We start from the raw sequence: 25,700 nt of genomic DNA, 5'->3' as shown, positions 1-25,700 counted from the left end.
CCCACCCAAACCCTCAAAGGCTCTCCCTACCCACCCAAACCCTCCCTGCAAGGGAGGGCCCCAAAGGACTTCGTCCTCTGGACTCCTCTAAGACTTATCTAGTCACATTGAACGCTGAATCGCTTTCCGTCCCTCCAGGACACGCTCCACTTCTCCCCACCTTGTTAATCCCCACCGTACGCACCACTTTCGACGCATTCACAAACTTTCTGCTTGTCCTCGCTTTCCCTCCCTGCGGGATACGCTCCACTATTGTGGCTCTCCCACTCCCCTCCCCTTTGGAGAGTTTCGGGCTCGGCATTCCCCTCGCTTCAACCCAATTCCTTTCACTCCCCCGTAACCAGCCGGGTCTAATTTTTAACGAATCGTACGAGCGCTATTTCGCTCGATTTGACCTATTTTAAAAGCTAACGAACTCCAGAAACGCTATTTCATGCTCTGAACCCCATTTTGATCGAATGTTAGTCAAATAACGCTCCCTGAGTTCGTTAGAATCTCTAATCAATCGATTCCGAACAAATAAGGCGCCCTCGATTCGCTAGAGCAACAGTAGGACTTGTTCCTCCTGCTAGGAGTGACTGCGAATGGAGCGGCTTGTGAATAAAAAGAGCAGCTGCGAGTGGAGAGGCTTGTGACTTCAAGGAGTGAATGAGAGAGGAGCGACTGCAGCACAAAAAAGCCGGGGGAGTCCCCCGGCTTGGTTAATTCATTTTGTTAAATCAAATCGCAATCTTAGTGAGCGTCCCAGCTGTCGAGATACGCTTTTTGCTCGTCCGTCAGTTGGTCGATGCCCATGCCGAGCGCTTCGAGCTTCAAGCGGGCAACTTGCTCGTCGAGATGGTATGGCACGTTTGCAACTTTGTTGCCGAGCGTCTGGTACTGATCGTTCACGTGGCGCAGAGCCAGCGCTTGAAGCGCGAACGTCATATCCATAATTTCCGCCGGATGGCCGTCGCCTGCTGCCAAGTTGACAAGGCGTCCTTCCGCCAGCAGGTAGATGCTGCGTCCGTCCTTGAGCTGGTACTCTTCGATGTTGCGGCGTACCGTACGGATGTTATTCGACAACGCTTCGAGCTCAGGTTTATTCACTTCGATGTCGAAATGTCCTGCATTGGACAAGATCGCGCCGTTCTTCATCACTTCGTAGTGCTCGCCGCGAATGACGTCGCGGTTGCCCGTCACCGTTACAAAAATATCGCCAAGCTTCGCTGCTTCGATCATCGGCATAACGGCGAAGCCGTCCATGTAAGCTTCGACCGCTTTGATCGAGTCGATCTCGGTAACGATAACGTTAGCGCCGAGACCTTTGGCGCGCATCGCTACGCCTTTACCGCACCAGCCGTAGCCGACAACGACGACCGTCTTGCCTGCAACGACGAGATTCGTCGTCCGGTTGATGCCGTCGAATACCGATTGGCCCGTACCGTAGCGGTTGTCGAACAAATATTTGCAGAACGCGTCGTTAACAGCTACCATCGGGAATTTCAGTGCGCCTTCTTTCTCAAGCGACTTCAGACGAATAACGCCTGTCGTCGTCTCTTCTGCGCCGCCGCGAACGGTCGACAGCAGATCTTGACGCTCGGAGTGAAGAATCGTCACGAGATCACCGCCGTCGTCGATGAGCAGATCCGGCTTCGTTTCCAACGCCTTGATCATCAGCTCTTTGTATTCCGCCGGTTCCGGATTGTACTTCGCGAAGACGGTAATGCCGTCCTCTACGAGCGCCGCACATACGTCGTCCTGCGTCGACAGCGGGTTGCTGCCCGTAATCGTCACTTCTGCGCCGCCGGCTTTCACGACTTTCGCCAAGTATGCCGTTTTGGCTTCCAGGTGAAGCGCAATCGTCACTTTCAGCCCTTTGAACGGCTGGTCTTTCTCGAACTGTTCGCGGATCCGGTTCAACACCGGCATATGCGCGCTTACCCAGTCAATTTTCAAATGTCCTTCAGGCGCCAGCGCCATGTCCGCTACGATACTTTTTTGTTTTGCATCCGTACTCATCGTTCAACCACTGCCTCTCAACTCTTATTTTAATTACCGTAAAAATGCTTACAAATAAACGATCTGATGCTCACCGCTAGGCACATATGGGAGTGCAAGCAGCTTTGCAAGCCAATCCGTTCCGTAACGGTTGTAATAAGCCGTCATGTTCAACACGCGCTCCTGAGGTTTGCCGCCAGGCCATATCGCCGTGCCGATCCGGTCCCAATGGCGTATCGAAGCGTCGTGGCTTTTGCGAAACGCATCCTGGGTACGATTTTGCAGAAAATCAATTTGCTCCAAAATTTTGTTCATGTTCGTCGTTCCAAGCGCCGCCAATCCCGCCTGCACTTCCCCCGCCAATTCGACTAGCGGAGCATACAGAGATTCGAAGTCCCGCTTCGCCGCCCCGAACCGGCCAGCGATATCGAAACGGTCCTGCGCCATCAGCCACTGCTGCTTGCGCTCTTCGAACCGGCGTACGACATCGTCAAAGGTCAAGTCATATTTCATCATATGTTTCGCAATCGTGCCTTCGACTAAGGTAAACGACATACGCGGGACAAGGATAGGCATTTCCATGCCAAAATGACGGAACGCGCCGCCGATCTGCGCCCAGTAGGCGATCTCGCCTGCGCCAAGCACAGCTGCGAGAACAGGGAATAGATAGTCCTGCATGATCGGTCTCGTCAACACATTGTTGCTGAACTGCCCCGGACTGGAATCCGCCAGGGAGAGAAGCTCGTCCGCGCTCCAGAACGATTCTCCCTTCTTGTCCGTGAAGCCACCGTCGCGCTTATACAACAGCACTCGGTCGCCCTGCAAGCCGGAAGAGCTGCCGCCATCCCGGAACAAGAACAGATTGGCACAATCCGGCGCAGCTGCTGCTTGCATACGATAGCCAAGCGAATCCAGCATTTGCCCATTCGCCGTGTACGCAGCCTCGAGCGCATCATTGTCAGCCAGCATCCGCCGGAACATCGGCGCTTCAAGCGCCCGGACCGCCGCGTCGTCTGCGTCAATCAATACGAGCCCATAACCGCCGAACAGCCATGCTAAGATGCCCGCAAAACCATCGCTTAGCGTCTTAGCCGACTTCGTCAATTCCCGCAGCTTATCAAGCAGAGGCTCCTTGAATTCGGAACCGGTAAGCACAGTCTCAAGCTCCGCAATCGCCGACTCCCATGCTTCTGGGGCGACAGCCGTACGGCTGACCGAAGTCCGAGGACCTTCCGGTCTAGTAACGGCAAGCTTGCGAAGTCCTTGTTCTGTTGCTGCTGTTATATGATTCGCTTCATCCCAGTCGTGATCCTCTCCGGCGATCCAAAAAACGGGAACGACCGCCCGGTTCAGCACTTTCGATGCATGCTTGGCTGCGGCAATGATGGTCACGGCTTTATGTATGACGAGAATTGGTCCGGTCCACAGACCAGCTTGCTGCCCACCGACGACGACCTGCGCTCCTTGTCCGATTGCCTCGATGTTCGCTGCTGTCTCCTGCGACATGCCAAAACGTGCGTTATAGCGTCTAAGTGCGTCCGCTATGTCCGCTGACGGTACCCGCAGCTCCTTCGCCCCGTCGAGACGGGATGAACGGGCACGCCAATGCTCCTCATCCGCAGGATGACCGCTGTGAAACAATGCGTTCAAACGGCTGTCCGTCTGCTTCACATATGCGTCGCTTAGCGGCTGGGATGATGGAAGCTCATAGAAATTCGTAGAAGTCATGCTTCATACCGACCTCGATCCGCAATAGATTGTATGGCTGCTAACCGCAGAAGCGGCGCAGCGCGATGTGATAATGGCATATGCTACGGACTCATTGTACACAATTGAGCGGTGAAGCGTCAAAGAGTAGGATGCCGCCTTTACAATAACAATAGCCTCCCGGGTGGAAGGCTATTAATGATGACTATATGATTAGCTCTGAAGTGAAATAAGTCTAAAGTCTGTCACATCGGGGACAGCAGTACCTGGCCAATTCCGATAAACATGAACAAAACGTACAGAACGCTCATGAACAGAAAGCCGATCCGCCATACAGCCCGGAAAATTTTCTTCGTATCCACCTCTCCGCGTTTACGGAACTGCATATTCCCGATCAATCCGCCGAGCAGAATCAGAATCAAAACGATCAAGTAGAACCCAAATTTGCTGCCGAACACGAAATCGAACAACACCGCCACGCAGCCTATCAGAAGCACCGTCGTCACATCCATCGCCAATCCGAACGCTTTCTTGCGGTTATTGCTTATCGAACCATATACCCAATAGATGAGGAAGAACGGGATGACTGGTATTACCGCCAGGTACGCATAGATATGTCGGACGCTTTCCCATAACCACATACCAGCCGCCCCCTTTCATGATTTAAACATTGCTTGAACCATATGCATCACCGACCGGTTAAGAGATGCATTCACCCCGGCATCATCCGCCAGACGGCAAACGCCGCCGTTGATCCATTCGATCTCGGTCAGCCTGCCCGCTCTTACGTCTGACAACATAGACGATATGTTGCCGCTCGTGCGGTCACATACTTGAAGCAGCCTGTCCCAGCTGGTACCGTCATCGTCCATTCCCGAAGCAGTCAGCACCGATAAAGTCTCTTCGTGCAACGCCTTCATAAGCGACAGCCGTGCAGGATGATGGACCAGCTCGCCGTTGCGTACGTCGAATAATGCCGTTAACGGATTAATGACTGCATTTACGAGCAATTTCTGGTAGACCCGATTATTCATCTCATTCGACAGTTCTATCGCAATTCCTGCTTTTGAAAGCGCATTCATCAACATTTTCTGCCTAGATTCCCGAATCATTCGATCGGATTGCGACAAAAGTTCGTCGCCCGAGGCCTCCGTCAACGAGGTCGACCGATATTCACCAATCGATAGCACCCCCTCGCCAGTATGCTCCACGGTTCGCAAACCGTGCCGAAGCGCTCCTTCCGTAGTCACGCCTGCAAGCACGATTCTGCCCGGCAGCGAATGTTGTATTGACTCGATATGACCGACTCCGTTCTGAAGACCGACCACGATATCCCCTTCTTCTGCTATCAACCTTATATACTCCAACAGCACCGCTGTTAGTTGAGGTTGTTTGACGGTTATGAGCAGCACCTTATGCTCGGACGTTCTCTCAACTGGCCGGCTGCATTCCGTTATCGGGGATGCGCTGACGTCTATCGTATGTATCGTTCCGCCCGCTACAAGCTCTATGCCTTCATCCGACAACAATTCCGCCTGTTTACGCGTCCTCGTCCATATCGTAACCGGATATCCCGCCAGTGCAAGCCTTGCGCCATATAGCAGACCGATGGCTCCTCCGCCTACGATTTCAAATCTCATGATCGGCCTCTCCTTCTCTAATTTCACTCTTCCTCTATATCCCCTAGCTCTTATCCGCTAGGCTCGTCAGCATTATCCTTCTATCCTAACGCAAAAACGCCCGCCGCATCTACTTATGCGAGGGCGCCCGCCATTGCATTGCTGCAATTGTTATTCAATTCGTTCCAAGTTTCCATTCGCATCCATCTTGAAGCGAGGCTTCAACTCGTCTTCTTCGTTCAATACAGCAAGGCGTCGCGCGCGGTCCATAATCTGTATAAGCGTCTTATAGTCATCGTTAACGGTCCGATAATCCGTCTGGACATTCGACACTTCACTATTCAACCGGTTATTCTCGCTTCTAAGCTCGATTAGCTCTTCCTCACGGTCAAGAAGTTCTTTCTCAAGCGCTTTCACTTGCCGTTGCATCTCTGAGTAGGCTCCCCGCCACTGCCGCAGAAAACGAATGATCCCGTCTATCGTAATACTATCCTCCGATATCGGATCATGCTTGAATGACTTTGTATCCTCATCTACGATCTGGAGAGACGATACATGCGGAGCTGCGACTAGCGACTGTTTTTTCAAATAGTTGCGTTTTTGGCGCTGCTGCTTCGCAATTTGAATCGCATCCTCATACCGTTTGCGGACACAGCTGTTCCAGCGGAAACCGCAAGCCGCAGAGGTTCTGCCTATCCGCTCGCCGACTTCTTCGAAAGCCGCCAACTGCGTGCTGCCTTCCCGAATATGCCGCAGCGTTACCTCCGCTAGAATGATGTCGTCATCGGGACTCCATGCATCTTGTCTGACTGCTGTCATGCTACCCAAACCTCCTAACGTTAAAGGCGCTTATTTATCTCTATGCCCTTGGTAGAGTTCATAGAATCTATCGGATACTAATTTATATATCCATTTTTTAATGCGCTCATACATGATTGCTGCCGTTTCTGTGCAAACTTATAGTGGATGCAGGTATCGGCGGCAAGTAAAAAGTTTGCCGGTTTGTCACGCTTACAGGTTTACACATTTTGTACGTAACGTTATAATGAGCAATAGAAAAAAAAGGTCGAATCGAAGAGAGGGGGATGGAGAATGGCACGCATGTTTCGAGTTCTCGGCTTTTGGACGCTCGTAATTGCACTGATGTCGTTTGCAGGAGACATGATCGAAATGTCGCTCTTGTTCTTCATGCAAGCCGCCGCGTTCATCTTGCTCGGCTATCTGAACTTCTCGGAACGTACATACATACTGATGTTCTGGGGATACATGGTCATCTCGTTTGTTGGTTTCAGCTATTGGACCGTATTCAAAATGGGTCTCCCATTGTAATACAGCTTCAAACGAATGGCTTCTACATAAGAAGAGCCGGAATCGCTTTACGATTCCGGCTCTTCTTATGTTGCTGCGCGTTCGTATGGGAGCGTGAATCCGCCCCGCGTCAACACCATGATTTTGAATGTTTCGCTCATGCTGTCGGACAACAGCACTTGACGTACGGCGCGGTTGCGCTTGGCCTTCACGCTGAACGGATCCGCGCCGTCATGCTCTTCCAGCAGCTCCAGGATGCCTTGTTCGAGCAGAAACTGCAATTGGGTCGCCTCATACGCGACGGACCAACCCGCTTGCTGAGCAGCTCGCTTCAAAGCGGTAAAATTGACGTGCGCGGTAATATCCTGTTCTCCGGGATCAAGAAATGGATTGTCATGCGCCATATGACGGCGGTAACACATCAGCGTCCCCTTCATCCGGTGAGCGGCACGATATTCCTGCGCATCGTGCCCGTAATCTGCAAGCAGCAGCATGCCCGATTGTACCGCAGCCCCGAGCTCAGCAAGCCATTGTTCGGCAGCCAGATTGATTTCGGTTTCCTGCCCTTCCGCCAATGGTACGCCGTCAGCTTCGATTGACCAAGCTAATTTCGGTGTTGATAGCGGCAGATAAGCATATCGGAACGATAGACTCCCCGGAATTCCAGAGCAATCGTCATCGCCATCGTCGGGCTGAATGCATACGCCAAGTTCCTTTAGCTGCCCGTCTAATCTCGTTACCCGGTGCACCGGCATCGCATCGATCAGTTCGTTCGCAGCAATCAGCACCGTCTTTTCCTGGGGCAGAGCCGCTAATGCTTCCATTGCTTCGGCGGAATTGACGCACCGAATCGATCGTTTCCCAGGTGAGCGGGCAAGTACCGTATACGCCAGTTCGCGTACCGACTCCAAATGCTGCGGATGATCGTCCACCGCCCAATATTCGATGCGGCTCATCCATTCCGGCGCATTATCGGACCATGCTGCGAGCATATCTCTCGTCATCGTGCCCGCCCCTGCGGCCCACTCCATCATGACAGGCGGTTCGCTGCAAGATATTGAAGCCCCGCGAAGATACTTCGCCAACATTTGACCCATTACGCCGCCTATCGCACTGCTTGTATAGAAATCTCCTTCACGCCCGATTCTCACGCCGCCGCTCCTATAGTAGCCGGACTGCTCATCATAAAGACAGAGAGCCATATACCGGTTGAATGGAATCGCGCGGCACACTTCACCGTTCATGGTCATGGCCGGAACGCCTTCCTTCCTGATGACTTCTGCAATGCGAACGGCCAACTCTTGCGACGGTCTGTCCATTTTGTTGCTCCTCCTAAGACGGATTGAGATATAATAGATGAGATGTCCGCATACATTTAAACTAGGCTTGACTACATACCCGAGGGAGGTACCGACATGCCAGCACTGCTGCGCCGTGCCGGAGCGTTCGCCTTCGCTTTGCTGCTGCTGTCGTTCCAGACGATCGGAACGGCCTCCGCCCTTACGCCTGAGGAACAAGCGATTCAGCAACTGCTCGAGAAAAGCTTGTCCGTCGTCGAAATTGACAAGGAAATTGCCCGCGTGCAGGATCAACTGAGCAAGCTGGAATCTTCGTTGTCCTCATCTGCCGCAAAAATCGACGAGAAAGAACAACAAATCAAGCAGCAGCGGGACGAAGCAGGCAAGGTTCTGCGCTCCTATTATATGGGGGAACGCGATTGGTTGCTCGAAGCGCTCTTCTCTTTCCATTCCATGCGGGAATGGCTTCAAATGCTCGATTATATCGACATCATCTTCTCACGTGACCGCACGATGCTGTACCAGTACGCCGAAGAGGCACGCGTGCTGCGCGAGGAGCATGACAAGCAGACAGCAGCCCATCAGAAGCTGGAGACGGTCCAGGCTGATCTGCTTAGCCAGCGCGAGCGTGTTGCCAAGATTCAACAAGAGCTGGATACGGCGCTCGCCGGACGTTCGGATGCCGATCGGCTTCGGTTAATGATGGCCGAGCTGACGAATTATTGGAACAGCGCCGGCATAAGCGAAGTTCGCACCTATTTCGAAGCGTTGTCGAAAGCAATGAAGCAGTTGCCGGAATGGATACAAGACCATAAAGACTATCTCGAAATTGACGGCTTCCAGTACACGCTTCACATTCCTGAAGAAGCGCTCAACGCGTTCCTGCGGGACCAGAATGAAATGTTCAACGTATTCGAATTCCGGTTCGAGAACGACCAAGTCATCGCCAGCGGCAAACGCGGCGGCATGTCGATCGAAGTGGCAGGCCACTATACGATCGAGACAGAACCGAGCAGCAGCATTCAGTTTCATGTTGATGAGTTAAAATTTAACGGACTTGCCTTGCCGGATACGACAAGGCGCGAGCTGGAGCAATCATTCGATCTTGGTTTTTATCCGCAGCAAATTATCAGCTTCCTGCGAGCTAAGGAAGTGAGCGTACAAGACGGGGAACTTACCGTCACCCTGTCCGTCAAGTTTTAAACCGCTTAGACCGAACACCGCCTCCCTTACACAGGGGGCGGTGTTCGTCCGTTAACGCTCTGTATCGCTGTCATCCTGCTGCTGCGACGAATCCGTCGGACCGATGTCTTCATCAGCCTCCGTATTCAACCATTCGTCTGCCGCCGCAGCATTCTCGTCTTCTTCATTGTCTTCTTCCGTTACAGTACCTGATTCTATAGAACTATTGTTTCCATCGAGGGATACCGTCTCTGCGGACTCTGAATCTGCATCTGCATCTTCCTCTGCTTCCGCACCGGTGCCGGGCAGCTCAGCCTCTTGCCTTGCCGTCCCTGCTGCACTCCAACGCTCCGTTAATTCTGTAATCCACCGTTCGCTGCCGCTCGATTCTTGCCATATCCGCTCCCATCGAACGAGCCTAACCGGCCATTGCGGGTCCGGCGTCTCCGCAGGCTTCGCATCCAACTGCTTCAACCATTCGAACTCCGCCTTCCGGCTTCCGCTCGCCGTATACGCCTCCGTATCGATAGCCGCATACAACGGTTTGAGCGACGGAAGCAGACGGTAGCTGTCGAAGTTTGACTGCTGCTCCGTCTCACCTGTTACTGCCTGCAGCCACTGCCTGATCGCTTCATCCTTCCCAATGCTGTGCGCGAACACAACGAAGCTCCGGCCTCCGTACCAGCCGTTCGGATAGCCAACCGCTAACAAAGAACGCTTGTCCGAAGGCAGCGCTTCGATATCCGACCAATGCATGACACCCGACAACAACTTGCCCGCGGCGAGCGCATCCGCAGGGTTGCCGTTGCCTGAGCGGCTAATGTGAAAGGCTTGTCCGTTCCCTGTGGCAAGAAACGATAACCGCTGCGCAGTCTCCGACCCGAACGGCCTTAGCATCTCCGCGCGTTCGCCTGACGGGAAAGAATCAAGCCATACAAGCATCTGACGGGAATCAGACGAATCGAACTTCACAAGAGGAACGTCCGGCGCAGAAGCCCCTGCTGATACCGCCAGTTCGACGAAACGGTTCCAGTTGACCGGTACACTCTGGCTTGTGAGTGAATCGAGCAGCGGCCGGCTCCACGCAACGACGAGCGGATCAGCATCTTTCGGCAGCCCCCACCAGTAGCCGTTCCAATTGACAGGCTCCAACAGCCCGTTCAACCAATTGGCAGGCAGCGTCGCCACCAGATCATCCAACGGTTGCAAATAGCCGAGCACAGCGAATTCCCGGACCCATTCATTGTCCATTAGCGCTACGTCTGCACCTATGCCAAGCTGAGCATTATTTTTCCACGTTTCGTATGCCTCTGACTGATCAACATTGTACAGCTCGACGCTGATGTTCGAATGCTGCTCCATGAACCGCGCAGTCGCATCCATCAGATCGTTGAATTGCCCATCGGCCATGGAAACGCTTACGGCGATGTGTTGGCGATCAGAGCCTTCCTTGCCTGACGGAAGAGGTGATTCCGGCATTCCTCCCTTAGCTGATGGAGAAGACGGGCCGCTTGGTATGCGAATCAGCGACAGAAATACAATAATGACTGCCGCTAATGAACCAATCAACAGCAGCAGCGAAGATTTCCGGTACACAGCTTCCTTCCTTTCCAAATGAAGGTATATCGTTATCATAACAAACGAACTGTTGCATTGTCTTCTTCTTTTATGAAAATGAAAGCCGGACAGGATATAGCCTGCCCGGCCCGGCTCCTATAACAACTCCTACAGCAAATCAGCGGCGAGCTGCGCGAGTTTCGAGCGTTCGCCCTTCTCAAGCGTAATATGACCGCTGGAAGCTTCTGCTTTAAACCGCTCAACGATATGTGTCAACCCATTGCTGATGGAATCGAGATAAGGATGATCGATCTGCTCCGGATCTCCCATCAGAACGATTTTGCTTCCTTCGCCGACACGCGACACGATCGTCTTCACTTCGTGGCGCGTCAAATTTTGTGCCTCGTCAATGATGATGAACTGCCCTGGAATGGAACGTCCGCGAATATAAGTGAGCGCTTCGACTTGTATGCTTCCGAGTCCCATCAATATTTTATCGATATCGCCGCTCTTCTTCGTATCGAACAAATATTCAAGATTGTCGTAAATCGGCTGCATCCACGGGCGAAGCTTCTCTTCCTTCTCACCAGGCAGATATCCAATATCTTTGCCCATCGGGACGACAGGACGAGCAATGAGCAGCTTCTTGTACTTATGCTCATCCTCTACTTTCAGCAAGCCTGCAGCAAGCGCCAGAAGCGTCTTGCCGGTACCGGCTTTGCCTGTCAGCGTCACCAGCGGGATATCGTCGTTGAGCAGCAGCTCCAGCGCCATACGCTGCTGCGCGTTGCGCGCCGTAATGCCCCATACCGCATCGTTGCTTAAATATAAAGGCTCCAGTCTGACGCCGTCCTGGCTTACTTTCAACAGAGCCGATTTCGACGTCCCCATCTCATCGCGCAGAATAACGAATTCATTCGGAAACAGCTTCATCGTCAGATTCAATGATTTTACGGATAAAAACCGGTACGTATAAAACTCGTCGATGACGGACGGATGAACGTGAAGAGTCGAATAACCGCCGTACAGGTCCGTCGCTGATACGGTACGGTCGGACAAATAATCTTGCGCCTCCAACCCGAGCACATCCGCTTTAATCCGGACTAGAACGTCCTTGCTTACGAGTACCGTTCGCGCGTTCGTTCCTTTGTCCTGTTCCTCCATATGATAATTAAGCGCCACGGCGAGTATCCGGTTGTCGTTGGACATTTCGCCGAACATTTCTTGTACGCGGACGAAGCTCCGATGATTTAATTCCACTTTCAGCAGTCCGCCGCTACGTAATACGATGCCCTCGTGCAGATGGCCTTCTTCACGCATCCGGTCGAGCAGCCTTGATACGGTTCGCGCATTGCGGCCAAGCTCATCTGCGAGCCGCTTCTTGGAGTCGATCTCTTCGAGTACAATCGCCGGAATGATGACCTCATTATCGTCAAATGCGAAGATGGCTTGCGGATCGTGGAGCAGCACATTCGTATCGAGTACGAAAATTTTTTTCATCGCGGACCCTCCTGGCGCCGAGTATCGATCGTTTGACGAAAGGCATACATAACCATATTCAGCTTCGGGCAAACTATGCAGCGACGACAAAATGTGATTGTGAAAGGTCTGGTGGCGAAATGCGCTCGTTCCTCAGTTGCCTTGCGTCCGTTACGGTCATATGCCTGCTTGCAGCTGGCTGTGGCACCGTAGCGCGCAACGAAACATCACCCTCTCCTCAGAATAATGATCGCGTCAGAGCCCAGCAGACCACGCCTCGGGCGAAAGCTATTACCGATCCGAGGAAAGTCGAGCTTCATCTCGAGTCGCTGGCGAAAAGGATTCCGGGCGTGAAGAACGCCCACTGCGTCATTGCGGGCAATTTGGCCGTCGTCGGAATCGATGTGGACAGCAAGCTGGACCGTTCCCGCATCGGTACGATTAAATATTCGGTAGCGGAAGCTTTCCGCAAGGACCCTTACGGCATCGATGCTGTCGTTACGGCGGACATTGATCTGGCACAGCGGCTGAGGGAGATCGGAGCCGATGTAAGACGCGGTCGTCCGGTACAAGGCTTTGCTGAGGAGATGTCCGACATTATCGGCCGAATCGTGCCGCAGATGCCGCGTGACACACTCCGCCCAGTTCCGGGACCTGGCAAGGCTGGAACTCCGCAAATGAAGAAGCAAACGTAACGCTTCGGCTTCCTGAACGGATTGAAGGCTAAATCCATGAAAAGTACACAAAAAGCCTAGCGATATTCGCTAGGCTTCTTTCATGTCGGCCAACACTTGTCCTTTCGGCGCATTCGTCGTCCGTTTCTTATTCAAATTTGCATTGTGAAGACGCAGCGTGTCGTCCGCAGTCGTTCCCGACCACGAACCGTCATTCGGCTTACCAGCTAGACGGTAGAACGATTGGGCCAATCCGTTAATCGGTTCGGTCATCCGCATGACCTCCTTGGCTATGGAGTACGCTAACGTAACCGTATTATACCATAACCTTGTTCAATCGTACTACCCTTATTGCTGCAATTGGGCTCTAAGCGCTTGTCTCGCATCGGCCAGACTCTGTTCGTCGGCATATACGTACGGGCTCTTCCAATTGCCGGCAAGCGGCTTGAACTCGACATCCGTCCGGCTAATGCCGAAGTACGTCAACATCAATTGACGCAGCTCGGATTGCGGAACGTCGGTTTTCATATTGTTGCCTACCGCTTCAATAACGGAGCCGTACTTGTTGACGCTTCCGAGCGACTTCAGACGGTCGACGATTTCACCGATCACTTCGCTCTGACGGCGGTTGCGGTCGAAATCGCTCGACATGTTCTTACCGTCGTTCGATTTGCGGTAACGGACGAAGTCGAGTGCATCGTCGCCGTCCAATTCCTGGCGGCCTTTCTTAAGGTCGATATTCGTTCCGTCAGCACTATCGACATAATGCATGTCCATATCGACGTCCACTTCCACGCCGCCTAACGCGTCGACAACGTCGGAGAAGCCTTTGAAGTTGACGATAGTCGCGTACCCGATGTCGATGCCGAAATACCGGCCGAACATCGTCTTCATCTCATCAAGCGCTGCAAGCTTCGCTTTGTCTTTGTCGTTCGTTTCCTTAAGCGCCTGCCTATAAAAAATGGAATAATAGCCGTTCGCTTTATGAGCCGTATAACGGGCAAGCTCTATCTTCGTATCGCGCGGAACCGTCACGACGGTTGCCTTCTTCGTCTCCGGATTCATCGCCATAATCATGATGACGTCCGTATTCAGCGTGCCTGTCGCTTCCCTGGAGTCAAGACCAAGCAACAGCATCGCCGTCGGCTTCACCTTGACAGAGTCTTCAGGCGCCACCTTCGTATCAACGCCCGGAAGCGAAATATGCTTGATCGCCTCGTTCGCCTTTAAAAACAGACTAGCGGCGTACCCGCCAACGATCAGAATAATGGCAATTAGCAATAGCCCGAATATGCGCCCCCAGCGAACTCTTCTCTTCTTAGGCGGCTTGACTGATTTGTGAGGCTGAACGTTCCCGGATGAGCGTTTGCTCGAGGATCGGGGCGGCAGCGGCGATTGCGAATCCATCGTATCACACCTTTAGGTCATGATGTTCAGCACTGGTAGCGAGGATTAGCGACAATATCTGCGAGCAGTTGATCCGAAGCTTCCCGGTCGAACATGAACAGCTTCTTGCCGCCGTCCTCCCGTTCGATCCTGACATGAACCATTGTCGCATCCTCAGCCGAGACGCTGACGCGGCTGACGCCGTGATCTTCCCGCAATATGGTCAGGAAAAAATCCCGCGTATCGAGCGCGGCCCGGTCGTCCGGGCGCGCACTCGATACACGGTCAATTTGCAGCCAATTGAACAGAGCATCCTCAAGCTTCATTCGCCATCAGCTCCTTGCCTATACAGGCTATAAGGTTACTGTCCCGAGTCGGTGTTCACTTCCGATTTGCCGTTCTTCTTGCGCAGCTTGTCGTAAAGCTGACGTCCGCGAAGCATCATCATCATGATGATCGCGACAGACATGCACTGAATGATCGGCAGTTTGTCGATCTGAAGAATAAACATGACGAATGCTCCGATGGCCATTACGAGGTGCACGACCACTTCCTTCAGAATCGGCAGCCGCTGAACGCGGAACACCGCATTGAAGATGTACATAATGCACGCCAATATTATGACGTACGTAATGAATGGATGGTTGCTGAACCATTCCTGCATCGCGGTAAGCCTCCTTCAACCACAGCGCGTGAATTAAACGCCGGCTTGCGCTGTTTTGCGGTGTTTCTCCGCACGTTCGCGCTCGCTCTTATTCAGAATCTTCTTGCGAAGACGAATCGACTTCGGCGTAATTTCGCAATACTCATCGTCGTTCAAGTACTCAAGCGCTGCCTCAAGCGAGAAAATGATCGGCGTCTTCAGCTTAACCGTATCATCCTTGCCTGCAGAACGAACGTTAGTGAGAGCTTTCTCCTTACAGATGTTGACGATAATATCGTTATCGCGGTTGTGCTCGCCTACAATCATACCCTCATATACGTCTGCGCCTGGCTCCAGGAACAGCAGACCGCGGTCCTCAACGCCCATCATGCCGTAGAACGTCGATACGCCGTTCTCGCTCGAGATAAGAACGCCTTGGTGACGGCCGCCAACTTGCGAACCCGCAACTGGTCCATAGCTGTCGAACGCATGGTTCATAATGCCGTATCCGCGCGTCAGTGTCAGGAAGTTCGTACGGTAGCCGATCAATCCGCGCGCAGGAATAATGAACTCAATGCGCACTTGGCCCGTTCCGTTATTAACCATGTTTACCATCTCTGCTTTACGCGAGCCAAGGCTCTCCATAACCGCGCCCATATGCTCTTCAGGAACGTCGATAACCAGACGCTCGTACGGCTCCGATTTGACACCGTCTACTTCTTTGACGATAACTTCCGGCTTCGATACTTGAAGCTCGTAGCCTTCGCGGCGCATGTTCTCGATCAGAATGCCAAGGTGAAGCTCGCCGCGGCCGGATACGACGAATGCATCCGGGCTGTCGGTTTCTTCAACGCGGAGCGCAACGTCCGTTTCCAGTTCTTTGAACAGGCGGTCGCGCAGCTTGCGGGACGTTACCCATTTGCCTTCGCGGCCCGCGAACGGGCTGTTGTTGACGAGGAACGTCATTTGGAGCGTCGGCTCATCGATCGTCAGAACCGGCAATGCTTCCGGGTTCGCTGGATCAGCGAGCGTCTCGCCGATATTGATGTCTTTGATGCCGGCAATTGCAACGATATCGCCTGCGCCAGCTTCTGGAACTTCAACCCGCTTCAAGCCTTGGAAACCGAACAACTTCTCGATACGTGCTTGCTTTACATTGCCCTCGCGCGTCATAACGGCGATCGACTGGCCTTGCTTCACAATACCGCGGTTGACGCGGCCGATTGCGATACGGCCCAAGTATTCGTTGAAGTCCAGCAGAGTAACGAGGAATTGCAATGGCTCCTCTACACTCTCCGTCGGAGCAGGAATGTGCTCTACGACCGTATCGTACAGCGCCTGCATGTTCTCGTCTTGCTTGTCCGGATCGAGGCTCGATGTACCCATCAGCGCCGATGCGTATACGACTGGGAATTCCAGCTGCTCATCGTTAGCGCCAAGCTCGATGAACAGATCGAGCACTTCGTCGATAACTTCCGTAGGACGTGCGTTCGGACGGTCGATTTTGTTGACGACAACGATTGGCGTCAGGTTCGATTCAAGCGCTTTGCGCAATACGAATTTCGTCTGCGGCATGCAGCCTTCGAACGCGTCGACGACGAGAAGTACGCCGTCGACCATTTTCATAATCCGTTCAACCTCGCCGCCGAAGTCGGCATGTCCAGGCGTATCGACGATGTTGATCAAGTAGTCTTTGTAGTTGATCGCCGTATTTTTCGCCAGGATCGTAATGCCGCGCTCGCGCTCGATGTCATTGGAATCCATTGCGCGCTCTTGGACTGCTTCGTGCTCACGGAACGTACCGGATTGCTGCAGCAGTTTATCGACGAGCGTCGTCTTGCCATGGTCAACGTGGGCAATAATTGCGATGTTGCGAATGTTGTGTCTTTCCTTCATTGTCATAATCCACTCCAATTAATCTTTTCTATATTCTTACCGGTCAACTACGCAGGGGGATTACCAACGCGTCCTGCGGCCGCGGCCGAGCGTCAGCCACAAACCCGCACCAACCAACACGAGTCCGATGACATATATGCTCCAGCTTGCAATGAGAATGAATCCGAACAAAACAACTGCGACGGCGCCTAATACAACGGCAAGCTGCAGCGCCAGACGGGGCTTGAATGAATCGAACGTATAATACTCGTACAGCCCCGCTGCCAGTCCGAACAGAAGCAGCGGCCATAGCTGATTGAAGAACGACCATCCAAACAAAGTACAGAACAAAAACATGAGCCCGTATACGGATAGTATGCCCGCAGGCACTAATGCTGCAGACGGAAGCAGTCTGCCGAAATATAGCACGTGGAGCAATATCCCGGCGACCAGCAGCGCCACCGGCCATAAGATCGAGCCGATAAAGCTGAAGAATCCCCATTTGCCAAGCAGAATAACAAGCCCTGCACCGAGCAGAGCGATTCCCGCATAATGTTGTCTAGACAAAAGCCTCCCCCCGATCGTTCCGGTTACAATCGGTATCGCCGTCATTCCTGTTCGACGAAAGACGACACGATCCCGTAACTTCTCGCAACCTCTAGTGTAATAGAACTGCGAATAAAAAACCAGTGTAAACCATCGGAAGATGACGAAAAAGAACAAGCCGGCCTATCCGCTCCCGCAGAAAAGCCGGCTCATCGATCATGGTGGCGGTTACACGGCCCTCAGCTTCGGTCTGCTCAACAACCCCGCAATGATGACGGCCGGCACGCAGAATAACGGTATCGCCTCATGAACAGCCGACGATCCATGGAACAGCCAATCATTCAGCCCCGGATCGCTGACCAGCATTTCGCCGGCTGCATAACCGAGCAGCGCAGCGCCGACATATACAAGCGGCGGGAACTTACGTAACAGCGCCCCCACGAAGTGGCTTCCCCATATGATGATCGGAATGCTTGCCACAATGCCAAGCACAAGCAGCACAGGCTCGCCATCCGCAATGGCAGCGATGGCCAGCACATTGTCCAGACTCATAATAAAATCAGCGGCAACGATGGTCTGAATGGCCGCGACCAATGTAGCCTTACGCGGACTTGCCAAAGCCCCTCCCGCTTCCTCACCGTTATAAGCATCCCGAAACAGCTTGACCGCAATGAGACCGAGCAGCATCGCTCCGACCGCCTGCAGGAACGGAATTTGCAGAAGCGCTACAGCCACTGCTGTCAGCACGCAGCGCAGCACGACGGCTACTGCGCTCCCCCACCATACCGCCCGTTTCCGCTGAGCAGGAGGCAGTCCGTTGCTCGCCATCGCTATTACGACGGCATTATCGCCGCTAAGCAGCATATTAATGAGGACAATCTGCATAAATACGAGTAAGCTATCCAACTTGTACACGCTCCCTTCTTAAACAGCTGTATGTCCATCAGACTGCCAATATGAGAGAAATATATTTTGTGGAACGGCTTACTCGTTCGACCGTAAAGAAAACTACATTTGAATCGTTTTAGGAGGGCTTAAAGGATGGAGCTTGAGCTTTTGTCGTGGGCATTCGCCGCCGCACTTCTGCAAATCGTATTCATCGACCTCGTACTAGCCGGAGACAATGCTATCGTAATCGGCATGGCTTCCCGCAATTTACCGAAAACTCAACAGAAGCAAGCGATCATTTGGGGCACGGTCGGAGCCGTCGTGATTCGTGCCGTCGCAACGCTTCTCGTCGTCCATTTGCTCCAAATCCCGTGGCTGCTGTTAATAGGCGGATTCCTCCTTCTATTCATCGCCTATAAGCTGCTTGTGCAAGAAGAGAGCCACGATTCCATTAAAGCCGGCAACAACTTGTGGCAATCGATTCGCACGATCATTATCGCAGATGCCGCAATGGGGCTAGATAATGTCATTGCCGTCGCAGGCGCCGCTCATGGCAACGACCTGCTCGTCATCCTTGGGTTACTGATCAGTATCCCGATCGTTGTATGGGGAAGCACTCTATTCATAAAGCTGATTAATAAGTTTCCGTGGATCGTCTATATCGGATCTGGCGTTCTTGCCTACACTGCAGCCAAGATGATCACGCATGAACCGCAGATCAAATATTTTTTCGAAGAAAGCGCATTGTTCTCTTGGGGATTTATTTCCGTATTGATCGTCATCGTCGTTCTTGCCGGCATCTTAACGAATATCGCCAAACGCAACCGTAACGCGGATAAAAGCGAGAAAGCCATTATAAGCAGCAGGGACTCCATATAGGAGTCCCTGCTTTTTCGTTTAGAACCAACGATCTTCTTCGCTTTCGCGTGCCGGCTTCGCAGCTTCCTCAGGTCTAAGAACAACCGTTACGGTGTTCTTCACTGCTTCTTCAATCATCGCTTCCAAATTATCGATGCCCGCTTCTGTCGCCTCGACGATTTCCAGGTTCGGATTTGTCGCCGGCGATTTCGGAACGAACAGCGTGCAGCAGTCCTCATAAGGCAGGATGCTCGTTTCGTAAGTACCGATACGCTCTGACAATTGAATAATGTCAACCTTGTCCATCATGACAAGAGGACGCAGAATAGGCAAACTTGCCACCTTGCCGATGACATTCATACTGCCCAGCGTCTGGCTGGCTACTTGTCCAAGACTGTCGCCTGTGACGATTGCAGTCGCACTCTCTCTAACCGCTATTTTCTCCGTAATCCGCAGCATCGCCCGGCGCATCAGCGTAATGATCAGCCGTTCTTGACCGGATTGCGCGAAGCTCGTCTGAATATCAGTGAACGGTACTAGATGAAGCTTAAATTTGCCGTCCGTGTAGTGAAGCAGCCGTTTTGCAAGTGTAATAACCTTCTCCTTAGCCTGCTCGCTCGTAAACGGATAGGAGTGAAAATGTACCGCTTCAAGCTTCAGCCCTTTACGCATTCCGAGCCAGCCCGCGACGGGACTATCGATGCCGCCCGACAGCAGCAGCAGCCCTTTGCCGTTCTCTCCATACGGGAAGCCGCCTGCCCCCTTCTCGACGTCGCAATAAATGTACGCGCCGCCTTGTTGAATATCAACACGAAGGTCAACCTGCGGATTTCGAATGTCCACCTTGAGCTCAGGCGTAGCGCGCAGCACATGGGAAGCTACAAGATGATTCATTTCGAGCGAATCATGGGGAAACTGCTTCCATCCTCTTTTGACCGTTACTTTGAACGTATCCTTACGCTGTTTATTGGCCTGGAATACGGCAAGCGCCGTCTCTTGGATAGACTCTAGATCAACGTCTGCACGCTTAACCGGACTGAACGAGACAAGTCCGAATACGTCGCGCAGAGCGTTAGCTATATCCTCATAGGGATGCCCGTTCAGCTCTACATACAATCTCCCGTAAGTCCGTTTCACTACCGCATCGGAGAAGGGTCGAAGCGCTCTCCTTACTTGATCAGCCAACACCTTCTCGAACCGGGCACGGTTCTTTCCTTTGATTGTAATTTCGCTACCAAGACGAAGTAATACCATATCATAAATGTTCGAAGACATTTAGTTTCTCCTCTCGAGCGGCTTCAGCTCCGCGACGGTGTCCCGGACCGCTTGTGCCAACTGGTCAATATGCTGTTCTGTATGCTCGCTGCCGAAGCTAATGCGTATCCCGCTTGCAGCGCGTCTCGAATCGTCCGAAATAGCTTGAATAACCCTGCTCGGCTTATCATCCTTCGATGAGCAGGCCGATTTCGTCGAGACGACAAATCCGCGTTGCTCGAGCGCATGGACGATAACTTCAGGCTTCATCCCAGGGTAGCTGAAATGAACGATATGCGGCGCTGAATCGGTTTCCGCACTGCCGTTCAGCACAAGCTCCTGAATGCCGTCCAGATGCCCAATCAGACGGCTTCGCAGCATTCTCCATTGGCTGCAGCGCGCCTCCGCTTCTTCTATCGCGATCCGGAACGCTTTGGCCGATGCGACAATAGACGGCGTATTCGACGTCCCCGGCCGCATGGAGCGCTCCTGCTCGCCTCCATACACAATAGGATGAAGCTTGAGACCGGACTTCATGTACAGAATGCCTACGCCTTTCGGACCTCTCACTTTATGAGCCGAGCCCGACAGCAGATCGATCCCCCATCCGGCAATATCAATCGGCAGCTTGCCGATGCTTTGCACCGCATCGATATGGAACAGCGTCTTCGGCCTGTCTGCGAGCAGACGGCCAATGTCTGCAATCGGTTGTACCGATCCTACTTCGTTGTTGACATGCATAATGCTGACCAGTATGGTCTCGTCCGTCAATGCGGCTTCAACTGCTTCGGCGGATACGCTCCCAAATTCGTCAACCGGCAAATACGTGACGGTAAACCCTTCCCGCTCCAACTGCTGGAATGTCTCATAGACGGATGCATGCTCGATCATCGTCGTAATAAGATGTTTACCTCTTCCCGCATATTGTCTGGCAGCTCCCAGAATAGCTAAGTTGTTGCTTTCGGTACCGCCGGAAGTGAATATCCATTCTTCCGGCTTGGTCCGGAACAGCTTCGCAACCAGACCACGGGCGCGTTCGATCAGATTACCGGCATCAGCGCCTGCTTGATGAATGGAGGACGGATTCGCATAATGGATGCGCATGACTTCGGCAATCGTCTGAATAACGTCTTCATGCGGAGGCGTCGAGGCGCAATGATCAAAATAAAGCATAGGTTTCCTTTTCCTCCTGAATACAACAAGAAAAGCTCCTCACGGAGCCTTCTCGATAACGATTTACGTTCTTGGTCTATACAGCAGTATCGCCGACTGCTGCGGCAGATTGCTTCGCAGCCATTACTTTCATTACATAACGCTGAGTCTCAGACGGGAGTCCCGCATAAAGGCTGTATAGCTGATCGTTCGTCGAAGCGCCTAAACGGTCGACTCTTCCAGGTCCTGCGTTATACGCTGCTAATGCCACAGCTTCATTGCCGTCATACCGGTTAAGCAACGAAGACAAATAACGCGTGCCGCCTTCGATATTCTGAATCGGATCGAACGAATTCGTCACGCCCATGCTTCTGGCCGTGCCGTCCATAAGCTGCATTAAGCCTTTGGCTCCAGCAGAGGACACGGCATTCGCATCATAAGAAGACTCTGTACGTATAACTGCTTTGACCAGATTCGGATCGATGCCGTACTTCGCGGCAGCAGCTTCGATATAGCCGTCGTACTCCGAAGGCTCAACCGAATCGGATACGGAATTGAAACTATTATAAGCGTTCATTAAAGGAGGCATAAAGTTATCCCCGATGGATAACGTCCCTAGGCCTAATGTCGACTCCAAGCCGGAAGCCGAATCGCCCCCGTTTATCTCGCCATACATATATTGAGATAGTAAGGAATCAAATAAGGAAGAACCGCCCTGCGAATCCAATGCGCTCAATGGCGATGAGGATGAAGTGTTAGCGTTTAAACTCGGCATCCACTGCAGTTGCAGCATCGTCTTAAGTATACGCGGATCGATACTCATAGTCACTCTCCCGAAGACTGTCAATTATCGTCAACTTACATCTTTCGTTAATATTCTACATCGTTTCGCCCCGGTGCGCCAGTCCTAACCACGCATGTCTAAAGTCTTGTTTCGACAAAAAAACCGTCATTTCCTCATTGTTGAGGAAATGACGGCCTCATTCGCATTGCTGCTATCGGACTGAATAATACAACGGGATAAGCACGATATATACGGCTGCAGCAATCAGTCCGATCGTCATGGACCATATTCCAAGCGCCCGGCTTCCCGTGCTGTAGGCGTATACGCCAAGCGCGGCTGCGGTAGGGCCCAGAATGACGGGCCATAGGAACCAAGATGCAATGGCGAATACTAATCCGATCCATCCGACGGTCGATGACAGCGAGGAAGATGCATACGACTCGGATTCCCGGTACATCGACTGCTCGTGACGGCGGTTCGCGTCGGGAATGTAGCCGGTCATTGTCGGATAAGCGCCTGCTTCTGCCGAGAACTCCGATTCGTCACGGCGCTTGCGCCGCCATACGGTACGTCTTGGCCGATGAGCATTATGAGGCGTGCTCTGCTCTTCATCCGGCAGTGACGACCAATCCTCCCAATCTTTATCCATACCCGTCACCTCTTCCGGAACGTCTGGCAGCAGGTTACGGAAGATTCAGTCGCTTCGTCTTGATGATCAATGAATGATTCACTTGCAAACTCGGCATAGAACGAAGCATGTTGATCGAGATCGACTTGTATGGAATCTGCATTGCACCGGTTTCCATCACCCCAGAAGGTACAGTTGGAAACGCTGCACTTGACGCCATTTGGCATCGTCATCACCTCCGCTACTAGCTTGCCCGAAGCGGAGGGATCATCATGCGAGGTTATTTTTGCCCTTGCATGCGGCGAGCCGTCATATAGTCGCTTTCGTAGTAAGCGAGCTCATCACGAAGCTCTTCGTAAATTTTGGAAACGGACAGCACGATCTCACGCGCTGGACGAATTGGCACAAAACGGAAACGAATCGCATCTTGGCCTGTATAAGCGTAACGGCCGTCTTCCGAGTAGCACTCGTTCTTCGGATAGAAGAACGCGGCAACCGCTTGATGGTACGCTTCGTACAAGCTGCGCTCAGCCGAATCCGTATCGAAGTTCGGACGGCGAAGCACGATGCCGATTTTCTCGTAGACCGTTTCAGAATAAACGAGCAGATGGCGAAGATCCGCGAGCAATCCTTTATAGAAGAGCGCCGCTTCTTCATTCTCTTCTCCGTTAAGCAACTGCGGCACTGCATATGCGTTCAAGAACGATTCCAATTGGACGATAGCTTCTTTTAATTTGCTGTGAGTAGACTCGCTTAACCCTTTAACGTTGGCAACTGGCATAGTGAGTTGATCCCCTTTCATTGTCCGTCACACAAAATCCCCTCTATCGTACCATAAATGACTCACCAGTGGTACTGTCGAACAGTGATTAGCGTATAATTTGTACGTTCGTTTCTTACTCTAATCGTAACTGCGAATGATTCACGCAATGGATGGAGGAAACGTTCGAATGCGAGGAAAACAATGGATTGGCTGGGTTGCGTTGGCAGCCGCTTTGTTATTGGTTATACCGCTTGCAACGAAATACACGCCTAACCCTAACCGGAATACCCCCGCTTCGCCGCATTCGCCTGCCCGGTCTAAAGCTGCAGCAGCCGATACCGAAAAGGCCAAGAAACTGCACATTCTACAGCGAGATATGGATGCTACCGCCATGCTATGCACGACAGAATGCTCGAAAGACTTCACGAAGCTCGTGAACGGACAGACGGAAGGAAACACGAAGAAAGAGAAAATAACCCACATGATGGACATGCATAAACATATGCTTTACATCAATTGGACGAGCGGCGATCGGTCGGTTTCCCGCGGTTCCATACCTCCTGAGTTAAACGAGAAAGCCGTAAAACTGCTAAAGGAGGCGCGCAGCTCAATCGAACAGGGTAATAAATACGCCTCTAATCCCTTCTTGTATGGCGGCCATCGCTACATCGTTCTTGGCATACCAGATCCCAAACATGCCGGAGGCGGCGTCAGCGGGCTCGTCATGCAGGATGTTGTTGGCCAAGTCGAGCGGCATCAGCGCCGTAATTTACGGCTTGTCCCATACCCGGCCGAAGGCCATTACAGAATCGAATCCGTTAAAGCGAATTCCACGGAAGAGACGACGGTTCGAACCGGGGAAGATAACGGCGGCGCTAGCCACTACCATATTAACGAAGTGGTTGTTCGGTTCCGGACTGATCCGACCGACCAGCAGCTCGCAGCTATCCGGCAAGATATTCAAGCAATAACGATCCAAAAGCTTGGCTACACCTATGTTTTCCGCTCCACGAAGATGGAGACGAAAGCGATGATGCGGTATTTCCAAGAGCGCTGGAAACCGGTATATGTAGAGCCGCATTATTTATATATGACGAACGACGCCAAGCAGAAGAATAAAAAAGCAGCCAAGGCGAAATCAGCAGTTGGCCAAACGATCATTCCGAATGACGTGCTATACCGGGAATATCAATGGAATCTGCCATCCATTGAAACGGAGAAAGGCTGGAACGTTGGCAGAGGGTCCGATTCCGTCATTGTAGCGGTCCTGGATACCGGCGTGCAGGGAGATCATCCCGATCTGAAGGGCAAGCTCGTCCGAGGAACGAATATCGTGACCGAAGGAGACTATCCCGAGGATGACGTCGGTCACGGCACGCACGTCTCCGGCATTATCGCTGCTTCGGTCAATAACGGAGAAGGTGTGGCCGGTTTGTCGTGGTATAACAAAATTATGCCGGTCAAAGTGCTGGACAGCAGCGGCGCCGGCTCGACTTATTCCGTTGCGCAAGGGGTCATCTGGGCGACGGATCACGGTGCGAAAGTAATTAATATGAGTCTTGGCAACTATGCGCAGGCTGATTTCCTTCACGATGCAGTCAAATATGCGTTCGACCACGATGTCGTCCTTGTCGCAGCCAGCGGCAACGACAATACAGAACGGCCAGGCTATCCGGCCGCTTACCCGGAAGTGTTCGCCGTCGGAGCGACGGATCAACACAGCAAACGGGCTGCGTTCTCCAACTACGGCGATTATGTCGACGTGGCAGCGCCGGGAGATGCGATTGCCAGCACCTATCCTGGCAATCAGTATGCCGCTCTTTCCGGCACGTCGATGGCCAGCCCGCATGTCGCGGCGCTTGCAGCGCTTATCCGTTCGGTCAATCCAGAGCTGAAAAATACGGAAGTAATGGACATTATGCGCCAGACCGCGCACGATCTAGGTACGAAAGGCAAAGACAAATATTATGGATACGGGCAGATAGACGTCGTGAAAGCTTTGAATGCCGCTGAGCAGTCTTCGGCTTCGCTGCAGCGGTTTCCTCAGAATGCCGCCCGAAAGCTGAATAAGCTGTAAAATAACAAAGGAGCCGGTGCAGCCGTCAATCGTGACGGGAGC

Annotated in this window: 26 protein-coding genes; 5 read left to right on the top strand and 21 right to left on the bottom strand. The window is 52.6% G+C overall.

Translation table 11 applies throughout. From position 1 onward, the window contains the following. Positions 1–732 precede the first annotated feature (732 nt). The 5 genes from PKO01S_RS19180 to PKO01S_RS19160 form a co-directional block, all read right to left on the bottom strand. On the bottom strand, positions 733–2,001 hold the full coding sequence (locus PKO01S_RS19180; protein ID WP_127533051.1) for an adenosylhomocysteinase: 1,269 nt from the start codon (positions 1,999–2,001) through the stop codon (positions 733–735). A gap of 48 nt (positions 2,002–2,049) precedes the next feature. Then, entirely contained in the window at positions 2,050–3,708 is a 1,659-nt protein-coding gene (gene bshC / locus PKO01S_RS19175; protein ID WP_127533050.1) for a bacillithiol biosynthesis cysteine-adding enzyme BshC, read from the bottom strand. 224 nt (positions 3,709–3,932) lie between these two features. Further along, a complete protein-coding gene (locus tag PKO01S_RS19170) occupies positions 3,933–4,328 on the bottom strand; it encodes a DUF3397 domain-containing protein (protein ID WP_127533049.1) in 396 nt (131 codons plus the stop codon). Positions 4,329–4,343: 15 nt separating this feature from the next. Further along, positions 4,344–5,327 carry a ketopantoate reductase family protein gene (locus PKO01S_RS19165; RefSeq protein ID WP_127533048.1) on the bottom strand — a complete coding sequence of 328 codons (984 nt, stop codon included), beginning with the start codon at positions 5,325–5,327 and terminating at the stop codon, positions 4,344–4,346. A gap of 150 nt (positions 5,328–5,477) precedes the next feature. Continuing rightward, on the bottom strand, positions 5,478–6,125 hold the full coding sequence (locus PKO01S_RS19160) for an RsfA family transcriptional regulator (protein WP_127533047.1): 648 nt from the start codon (positions 6,123–6,125) through the stop codon (positions 5,478–5,480). Positions 6,126–6,398: 273 nt separating this feature from the next. Here PKO01S_RS19160 and PKO01S_RS19155 point away from each other — a divergent pair, with 273 nt between their 5' ends. After that, entirely contained in the window at positions 6,399–6,635 is a 237-nt protein-coding gene (locus PKO01S_RS19155) for a DUF2626 domain-containing protein (RefSeq protein WP_127533046.1), read from the top strand. Between the two features lie 65 nt (positions 6,636–6,700). On the opposite strand, the gene PKO01S_RS19150 is transcribed toward PKO01S_RS19155, so the two are convergent. Beyond that, on the bottom strand, positions 6,701–7,933 hold the full coding sequence (locus PKO01S_RS19150) for a class I SAM-dependent methyltransferase (RefSeq protein ID WP_127533045.1): 1,233 nt from the start codon (positions 7,931–7,933) through the stop codon (positions 6,701–6,703). 96 nt (positions 7,934–8,029) lie between these two features. Between PKO01S_RS19150 and PKO01S_RS19145 the strand changes: the two genes are divergently transcribed. Then, positions 8,030–9,115 (top strand): coiled-coil domain-containing protein, encoded by a 1,086-nt coding sequence (locus PKO01S_RS19145; RefSeq protein WP_127533044.1) that lies wholly within the window; start codon positions 8,030–8,032, stop codon positions 9,113–9,115. A 51-nt stretch (positions 9,116–9,166) separates the two neighbouring features. Here PKO01S_RS19145 and PKO01S_RS19140 read toward each other — a convergent pair whose 3' ends face one another. After that, complete coding sequence (locus PKO01S_RS19140; protein WP_164779672.1) at positions 9,167–10,690, bottom strand: ABC transporter substrate-binding protein; 1,524 nt, start codon at positions 10,688–10,690, stop codon at positions 9,167–9,169. A 129-nt stretch (positions 10,691–10,819) separates the two neighbouring features. Beyond that, positions 10,820–12,151, bottom strand: coding sequence for a PhoH family protein (locus tag PKO01S_RS19135; protein ID WP_127533042.1), 1,332 nt, complete (start codon positions 12,149–12,151; stop codon positions 10,820–10,822). Between PKO01S_RS19135 and PKO01S_RS19130 the strand changes: the two genes are divergently transcribed. After that, positions 12,088–12,825: a YhcN/YlaJ family sporulation lipoprotein gene (locus PKO01S_RS19130; RefSeq protein ID WP_307719842.1), complete on the top strand. Its 738-nt coding sequence runs from the start codon at positions 12,088–12,090 to the stop codon at positions 12,823–12,825. The two genes, PKO01S_RS19135 and PKO01S_RS19130, sit on opposite strands and share 64 nt — an antisense overlap. 69 nt (positions 12,826–12,894) lie before the next feature. Here PKO01S_RS19130 and PKO01S_RS19125 read toward each other — a convergent pair whose 3' ends face one another. The 7 genes from PKO01S_RS19125 to PKO01S_RS19095 all read right to left on the bottom strand — a co-directional run bounded on the left by PKO01S_RS19125 (position 12,895) and on the right by PKO01S_RS19095 (position 18,160). Next, positions 12,895–13,077, bottom strand: a complete 183-nt coding sequence (locus PKO01S_RS19125) for a hypothetical protein (RefSeq protein ID WP_127533041.1) — start codon at positions 13,075–13,077, stop codon at positions 12,895–12,897. Positions 13,078–13,152: 75 nt separating this feature from the next. After that, entirely contained in the window at positions 13,153–14,211 is a 1,059-nt protein-coding gene (locus PKO01S_RS19120; protein WP_127533040.1) for an LCP family protein, read from the bottom strand. Positions 14,212–14,237: 26 nt separating this feature from the next. Then, positions 14,238–14,516 (bottom strand): hypothetical protein, encoded by a 279-nt coding sequence (locus PKO01S_RS19115; protein ID WP_127533039.1) that lies wholly within the window; start codon positions 14,514–14,516, stop codon positions 14,238–14,240. A gap of 35 nt (positions 14,517–14,551) precedes the next feature. Then, positions 14,552–14,854 carry a YlaH-like family protein gene (locus PKO01S_RS19110; protein WP_127533038.1) on the bottom strand — a complete coding sequence of 101 codons (303 nt, stop codon included), beginning with the start codon at positions 14,852–14,854 and terminating at the stop codon, positions 14,552–14,554. Positions 14,855–14,887: 33 nt separating this feature from the next. After that, a complete protein-coding gene (typA, locus tag PKO01S_RS19105) occupies positions 14,888–16,729 on the bottom strand; it encodes a translational GTPase TypA (RefSeq protein WP_127533037.1) in 1,842 nt (613 codons plus the stop codon). Between the two features lie 60 nt (positions 16,730–16,789). Then, a complete protein-coding gene (locus PKO01S_RS19100) occupies positions 16,790–17,275 on the bottom strand; it encodes a hypothetical protein (RefSeq protein ID WP_127533036.1) in 486 nt (161 codons plus the stop codon). Between the two features lie 207 nt (positions 17,276–17,482). Next, positions 17,483–18,160, bottom strand: coding sequence for a TerC family protein (locus tag PKO01S_RS19095; RefSeq protein ID WP_246070638.1), 678 nt, complete (start codon positions 18,158–18,160; stop codon positions 17,483–17,485). Between the two features lie 135 nt (positions 18,161–18,295). On the opposite strand from PKO01S_RS19095, the gene PKO01S_RS19090 reads away from it, so the two are divergent. Next, positions 18,296–19,021 (top strand): TerC family protein, encoded by a 726-nt coding sequence (locus tag PKO01S_RS19090; protein ID WP_127533034.1) that lies wholly within the window; start codon positions 18,296–18,298, stop codon positions 19,019–19,021. Positions 19,022–19,039: 18 nt separating this feature from the next. On the opposite strand, the gene thiI is transcribed toward PKO01S_RS19090, so the two are convergent. From thiI to PKO01S_RS19060, 6 genes are all read right to left on the bottom strand, one after another. Next, the gene (gene thiI, locus PKO01S_RS19085; RefSeq protein ID WP_127533033.1) at positions 19,040–20,275 is read right to left on the bottom strand and encodes a tRNA uracil 4-sulfurtransferase ThiI; all 1,236 of its coding nucleotides are present in this window, start codon (positions 20,273–20,275) and stop codon (positions 19,040–19,042) included. Next, positions 20,276–21,427, bottom strand: a complete 1,152-nt coding sequence (locus PKO01S_RS19080) for a cysteine desulfurase family protein (RefSeq protein WP_127533032.1) — start codon at positions 21,425–21,427, stop codon at positions 20,276–20,278. Positions 21,428–21,503: 76 nt separating this feature from the next. Then, entirely contained in the window at positions 21,504–22,229 is a 726-nt protein-coding gene (locus tag PKO01S_RS19075) for a lytic transglycosylase domain-containing protein (RefSeq protein ID WP_127533031.1), read from the bottom strand. A gap of 172 nt (positions 22,230–22,401) precedes the next feature. After that, positions 22,402–22,839: a hypothetical protein gene (locus PKO01S_RS19070; RefSeq protein WP_127533030.1), complete on the bottom strand. Its 438-nt coding sequence runs from the start codon at positions 22,837–22,839 to the stop codon at positions 22,402–22,404. A 5-nt stretch (positions 22,840–22,844) separates the two neighbouring features. Next, positions 22,845–23,045, bottom strand: a complete 201-nt coding sequence (locus PKO01S_RS19065) for a DUF1540 domain-containing protein (RefSeq protein WP_127533029.1) — start codon at positions 23,043–23,045, stop codon at positions 22,845–22,847. A gap of 53 nt (positions 23,046–23,098) precedes the next feature. Further along, entirely contained in the window at positions 23,099–23,599 is a 501-nt protein-coding gene (locus PKO01S_RS19060) for a DUF3907 family protein (protein WP_127533028.1), read from the bottom strand. A gap of 169 nt (positions 23,600–23,768) precedes the next feature. On the opposite strand from PKO01S_RS19060, the gene PKO01S_RS19055 reads away from it, so the two are divergent. After that, positions 23,769–25,658 (top strand): S8 family peptidase, encoded by a 1,890-nt coding sequence (locus PKO01S_RS19055; RefSeq protein ID WP_127533027.1) that lies wholly within the window; start codon positions 23,769–23,771, stop codon positions 25,656–25,658. Positions 25,659–25,700 lie beyond the last annotated feature (42 nt).

The organism is Paenibacillus kobensis NBRC 15729 (assembly GCF_004000825.1).
In the GTDB taxonomy this organism is placed as follows: Bacteria; Bacillota; Bacilli; order Paenibacillales; family Paenibacillaceae; genus Paenibacillus_T; species Paenibacillus_T kobensis.
Note: the sequence above shows the minus strand (reverse complement) of the source record. Positions and strands in the feature narration are given on the sequence as shown.

What these genes read in the sequence shown, in the direction of transcription:
- PKO01S_RS19180 (WP_127533051.1), bottom strand. Translation starts at nt 2,001, where the DNA reads ATGAGTACGGATGCAAAACAAAAAAGTATCGTAGCGGACATGGCGCTG.
- bshC (WP_127533050.1), bottom strand. Translation starts at nt 3,708, where the DNA reads ATGACTTCTACGAATTTCTATGAGCTTCCATCATCCCAGCCGCTAAGC.
- PKO01S_RS19170 (WP_127533049.1), bottom strand. Translation starts at nt 4,328, where the DNA reads ATGTGGTTATGGGAAAGCGTCCGACATATCTATGCGTACCTGGCGGTA.
- PKO01S_RS19165 (WP_127533048.1), bottom strand. Translation starts at nt 5,327, where the DNA reads ATGAGATTTGAAATCGTAGGCGGAGGAGCCATCGGTCTGCTATATGGC.
- PKO01S_RS19160 (WP_127533047.1), bottom strand. Translation starts at nt 6,125, where the DNA reads ATGACAGCAGTCAGACAAGATGCATGGAGTCCCGATGACGACATCATT.
- PKO01S_RS19155 (WP_127533046.1), top strand. Translation starts at nt 6,399, where the DNA reads ATGGCACGCATGTTTCGAGTTCTCGGCTTTTGGACGCTCGTAATTGCA.
- PKO01S_RS19150 (WP_127533045.1), bottom strand. Translation starts at nt 7,933, where the DNA reads ATGGACAGACCGTCGCAAGAGTTGGCCGTTCGCATTGCAGAAGTCATC.
- PKO01S_RS19145 (WP_127533044.1), top strand. Translation starts at nt 8,030, where the DNA reads ATGCCAGCACTGCTGCGCCGTGCCGGAGCGTTCGCCTTCGCTTTGCTG.
- PKO01S_RS19130 (WP_307719842.1), top strand. Translation starts at nt 12,088, where the DNA reads ATGCGAAGATGGCTTGCGGATCGTGGAGCAGCACATTCGTATCGAGTA.
- PKO01S_RS19135 (WP_127533042.1), bottom strand. Translation starts at nt 12,151, where the DNA reads ATGAAAAAAATTTTCGTACTCGATACGAATGTGCTGCTCCACGATCCG.
- PKO01S_RS19125 (WP_127533041.1), bottom strand. Translation starts at nt 13,077, where the DNA reads ATGACCGAACCGATTAACGGATTGGCCCAATCGTTCTACCGTCTAGCT.
- PKO01S_RS19120 (WP_127533040.1), bottom strand. Translation starts at nt 14,211, where the DNA reads ATGGATTCGCAATCGCCGCTGCCGCCCCGATCCTCGAGCAAACGCTCA.
- PKO01S_RS19115 (WP_127533039.1), bottom strand. Translation starts at nt 14,516, where the DNA reads ATGAAGCTTGAGGATGCTCTGTTCAATTGGCTGCAAATTGACCGTGTA.
- PKO01S_RS19110 (WP_127533038.1), bottom strand. Translation starts at nt 14,854, where the DNA reads ATGCAGGAATGGTTCAGCAACCATCCATTCATTACGTACGTCATAATA.
- typA (WP_127533037.1), bottom strand. Translation starts at nt 16,729, where the DNA reads ATGAAGGAAAGACACAACATTCGCAACATCGCAATTATTGCCCACGTT.
- PKO01S_RS19090 (WP_127533034.1), top strand. Translation starts at nt 18,296, where the DNA reads ATGGAGCTTGAGCTTTTGTCGTGGGCATTCGCCGCCGCACTTCTGCAA.
- thiI (WP_127533033.1), bottom strand. Translation starts at nt 20,275, where the DNA reads ATGTCTTCGAACATTTATGATATGGTATTACTTCGTCTTGGTAGCGAA.
- PKO01S_RS19080 (WP_127533032.1), bottom strand. Translation starts at nt 21,427, where the DNA reads ATGCTTTATTTTGATCATTGCGCCTCGACGCCTCCGCATGAAGACGTT.
- PKO01S_RS19075 (WP_127533031.1), bottom strand. Translation starts at nt 22,229, where the DNA reads ATGAGTATCGATCCGCGTATACTTAAGACGATGCTGCAACTGCAGTGG.
- PKO01S_RS19070 (WP_127533030.1), bottom strand. Translation starts at nt 22,839, where the DNA reads ATGGATAAAGATTGGGAGGATTGGTCGTCACTGCCGGATGAAGAGCAG.
- PKO01S_RS19065 (WP_127533029.1), bottom strand. Translation starts at nt 23,045, where the DNA reads ATGCCAAATGGCGTCAAGTGCAGCGTTTCCAACTGTACCTTCTGGGGT.
- PKO01S_RS19060 (WP_127533028.1), bottom strand. Translation starts at nt 23,599, where the DNA reads ATGCCAGTTGCCAACGTTAAAGGGTTAAGCGAGTCTACTCACAGCAAA.
- PKO01S_RS19055 (WP_127533027.1), top strand. Translation starts at nt 23,769, where the DNA reads ATGCGAGGAAAACAATGGATTGGCTGGGTTGCGTTGGCAGCCGCTTTG.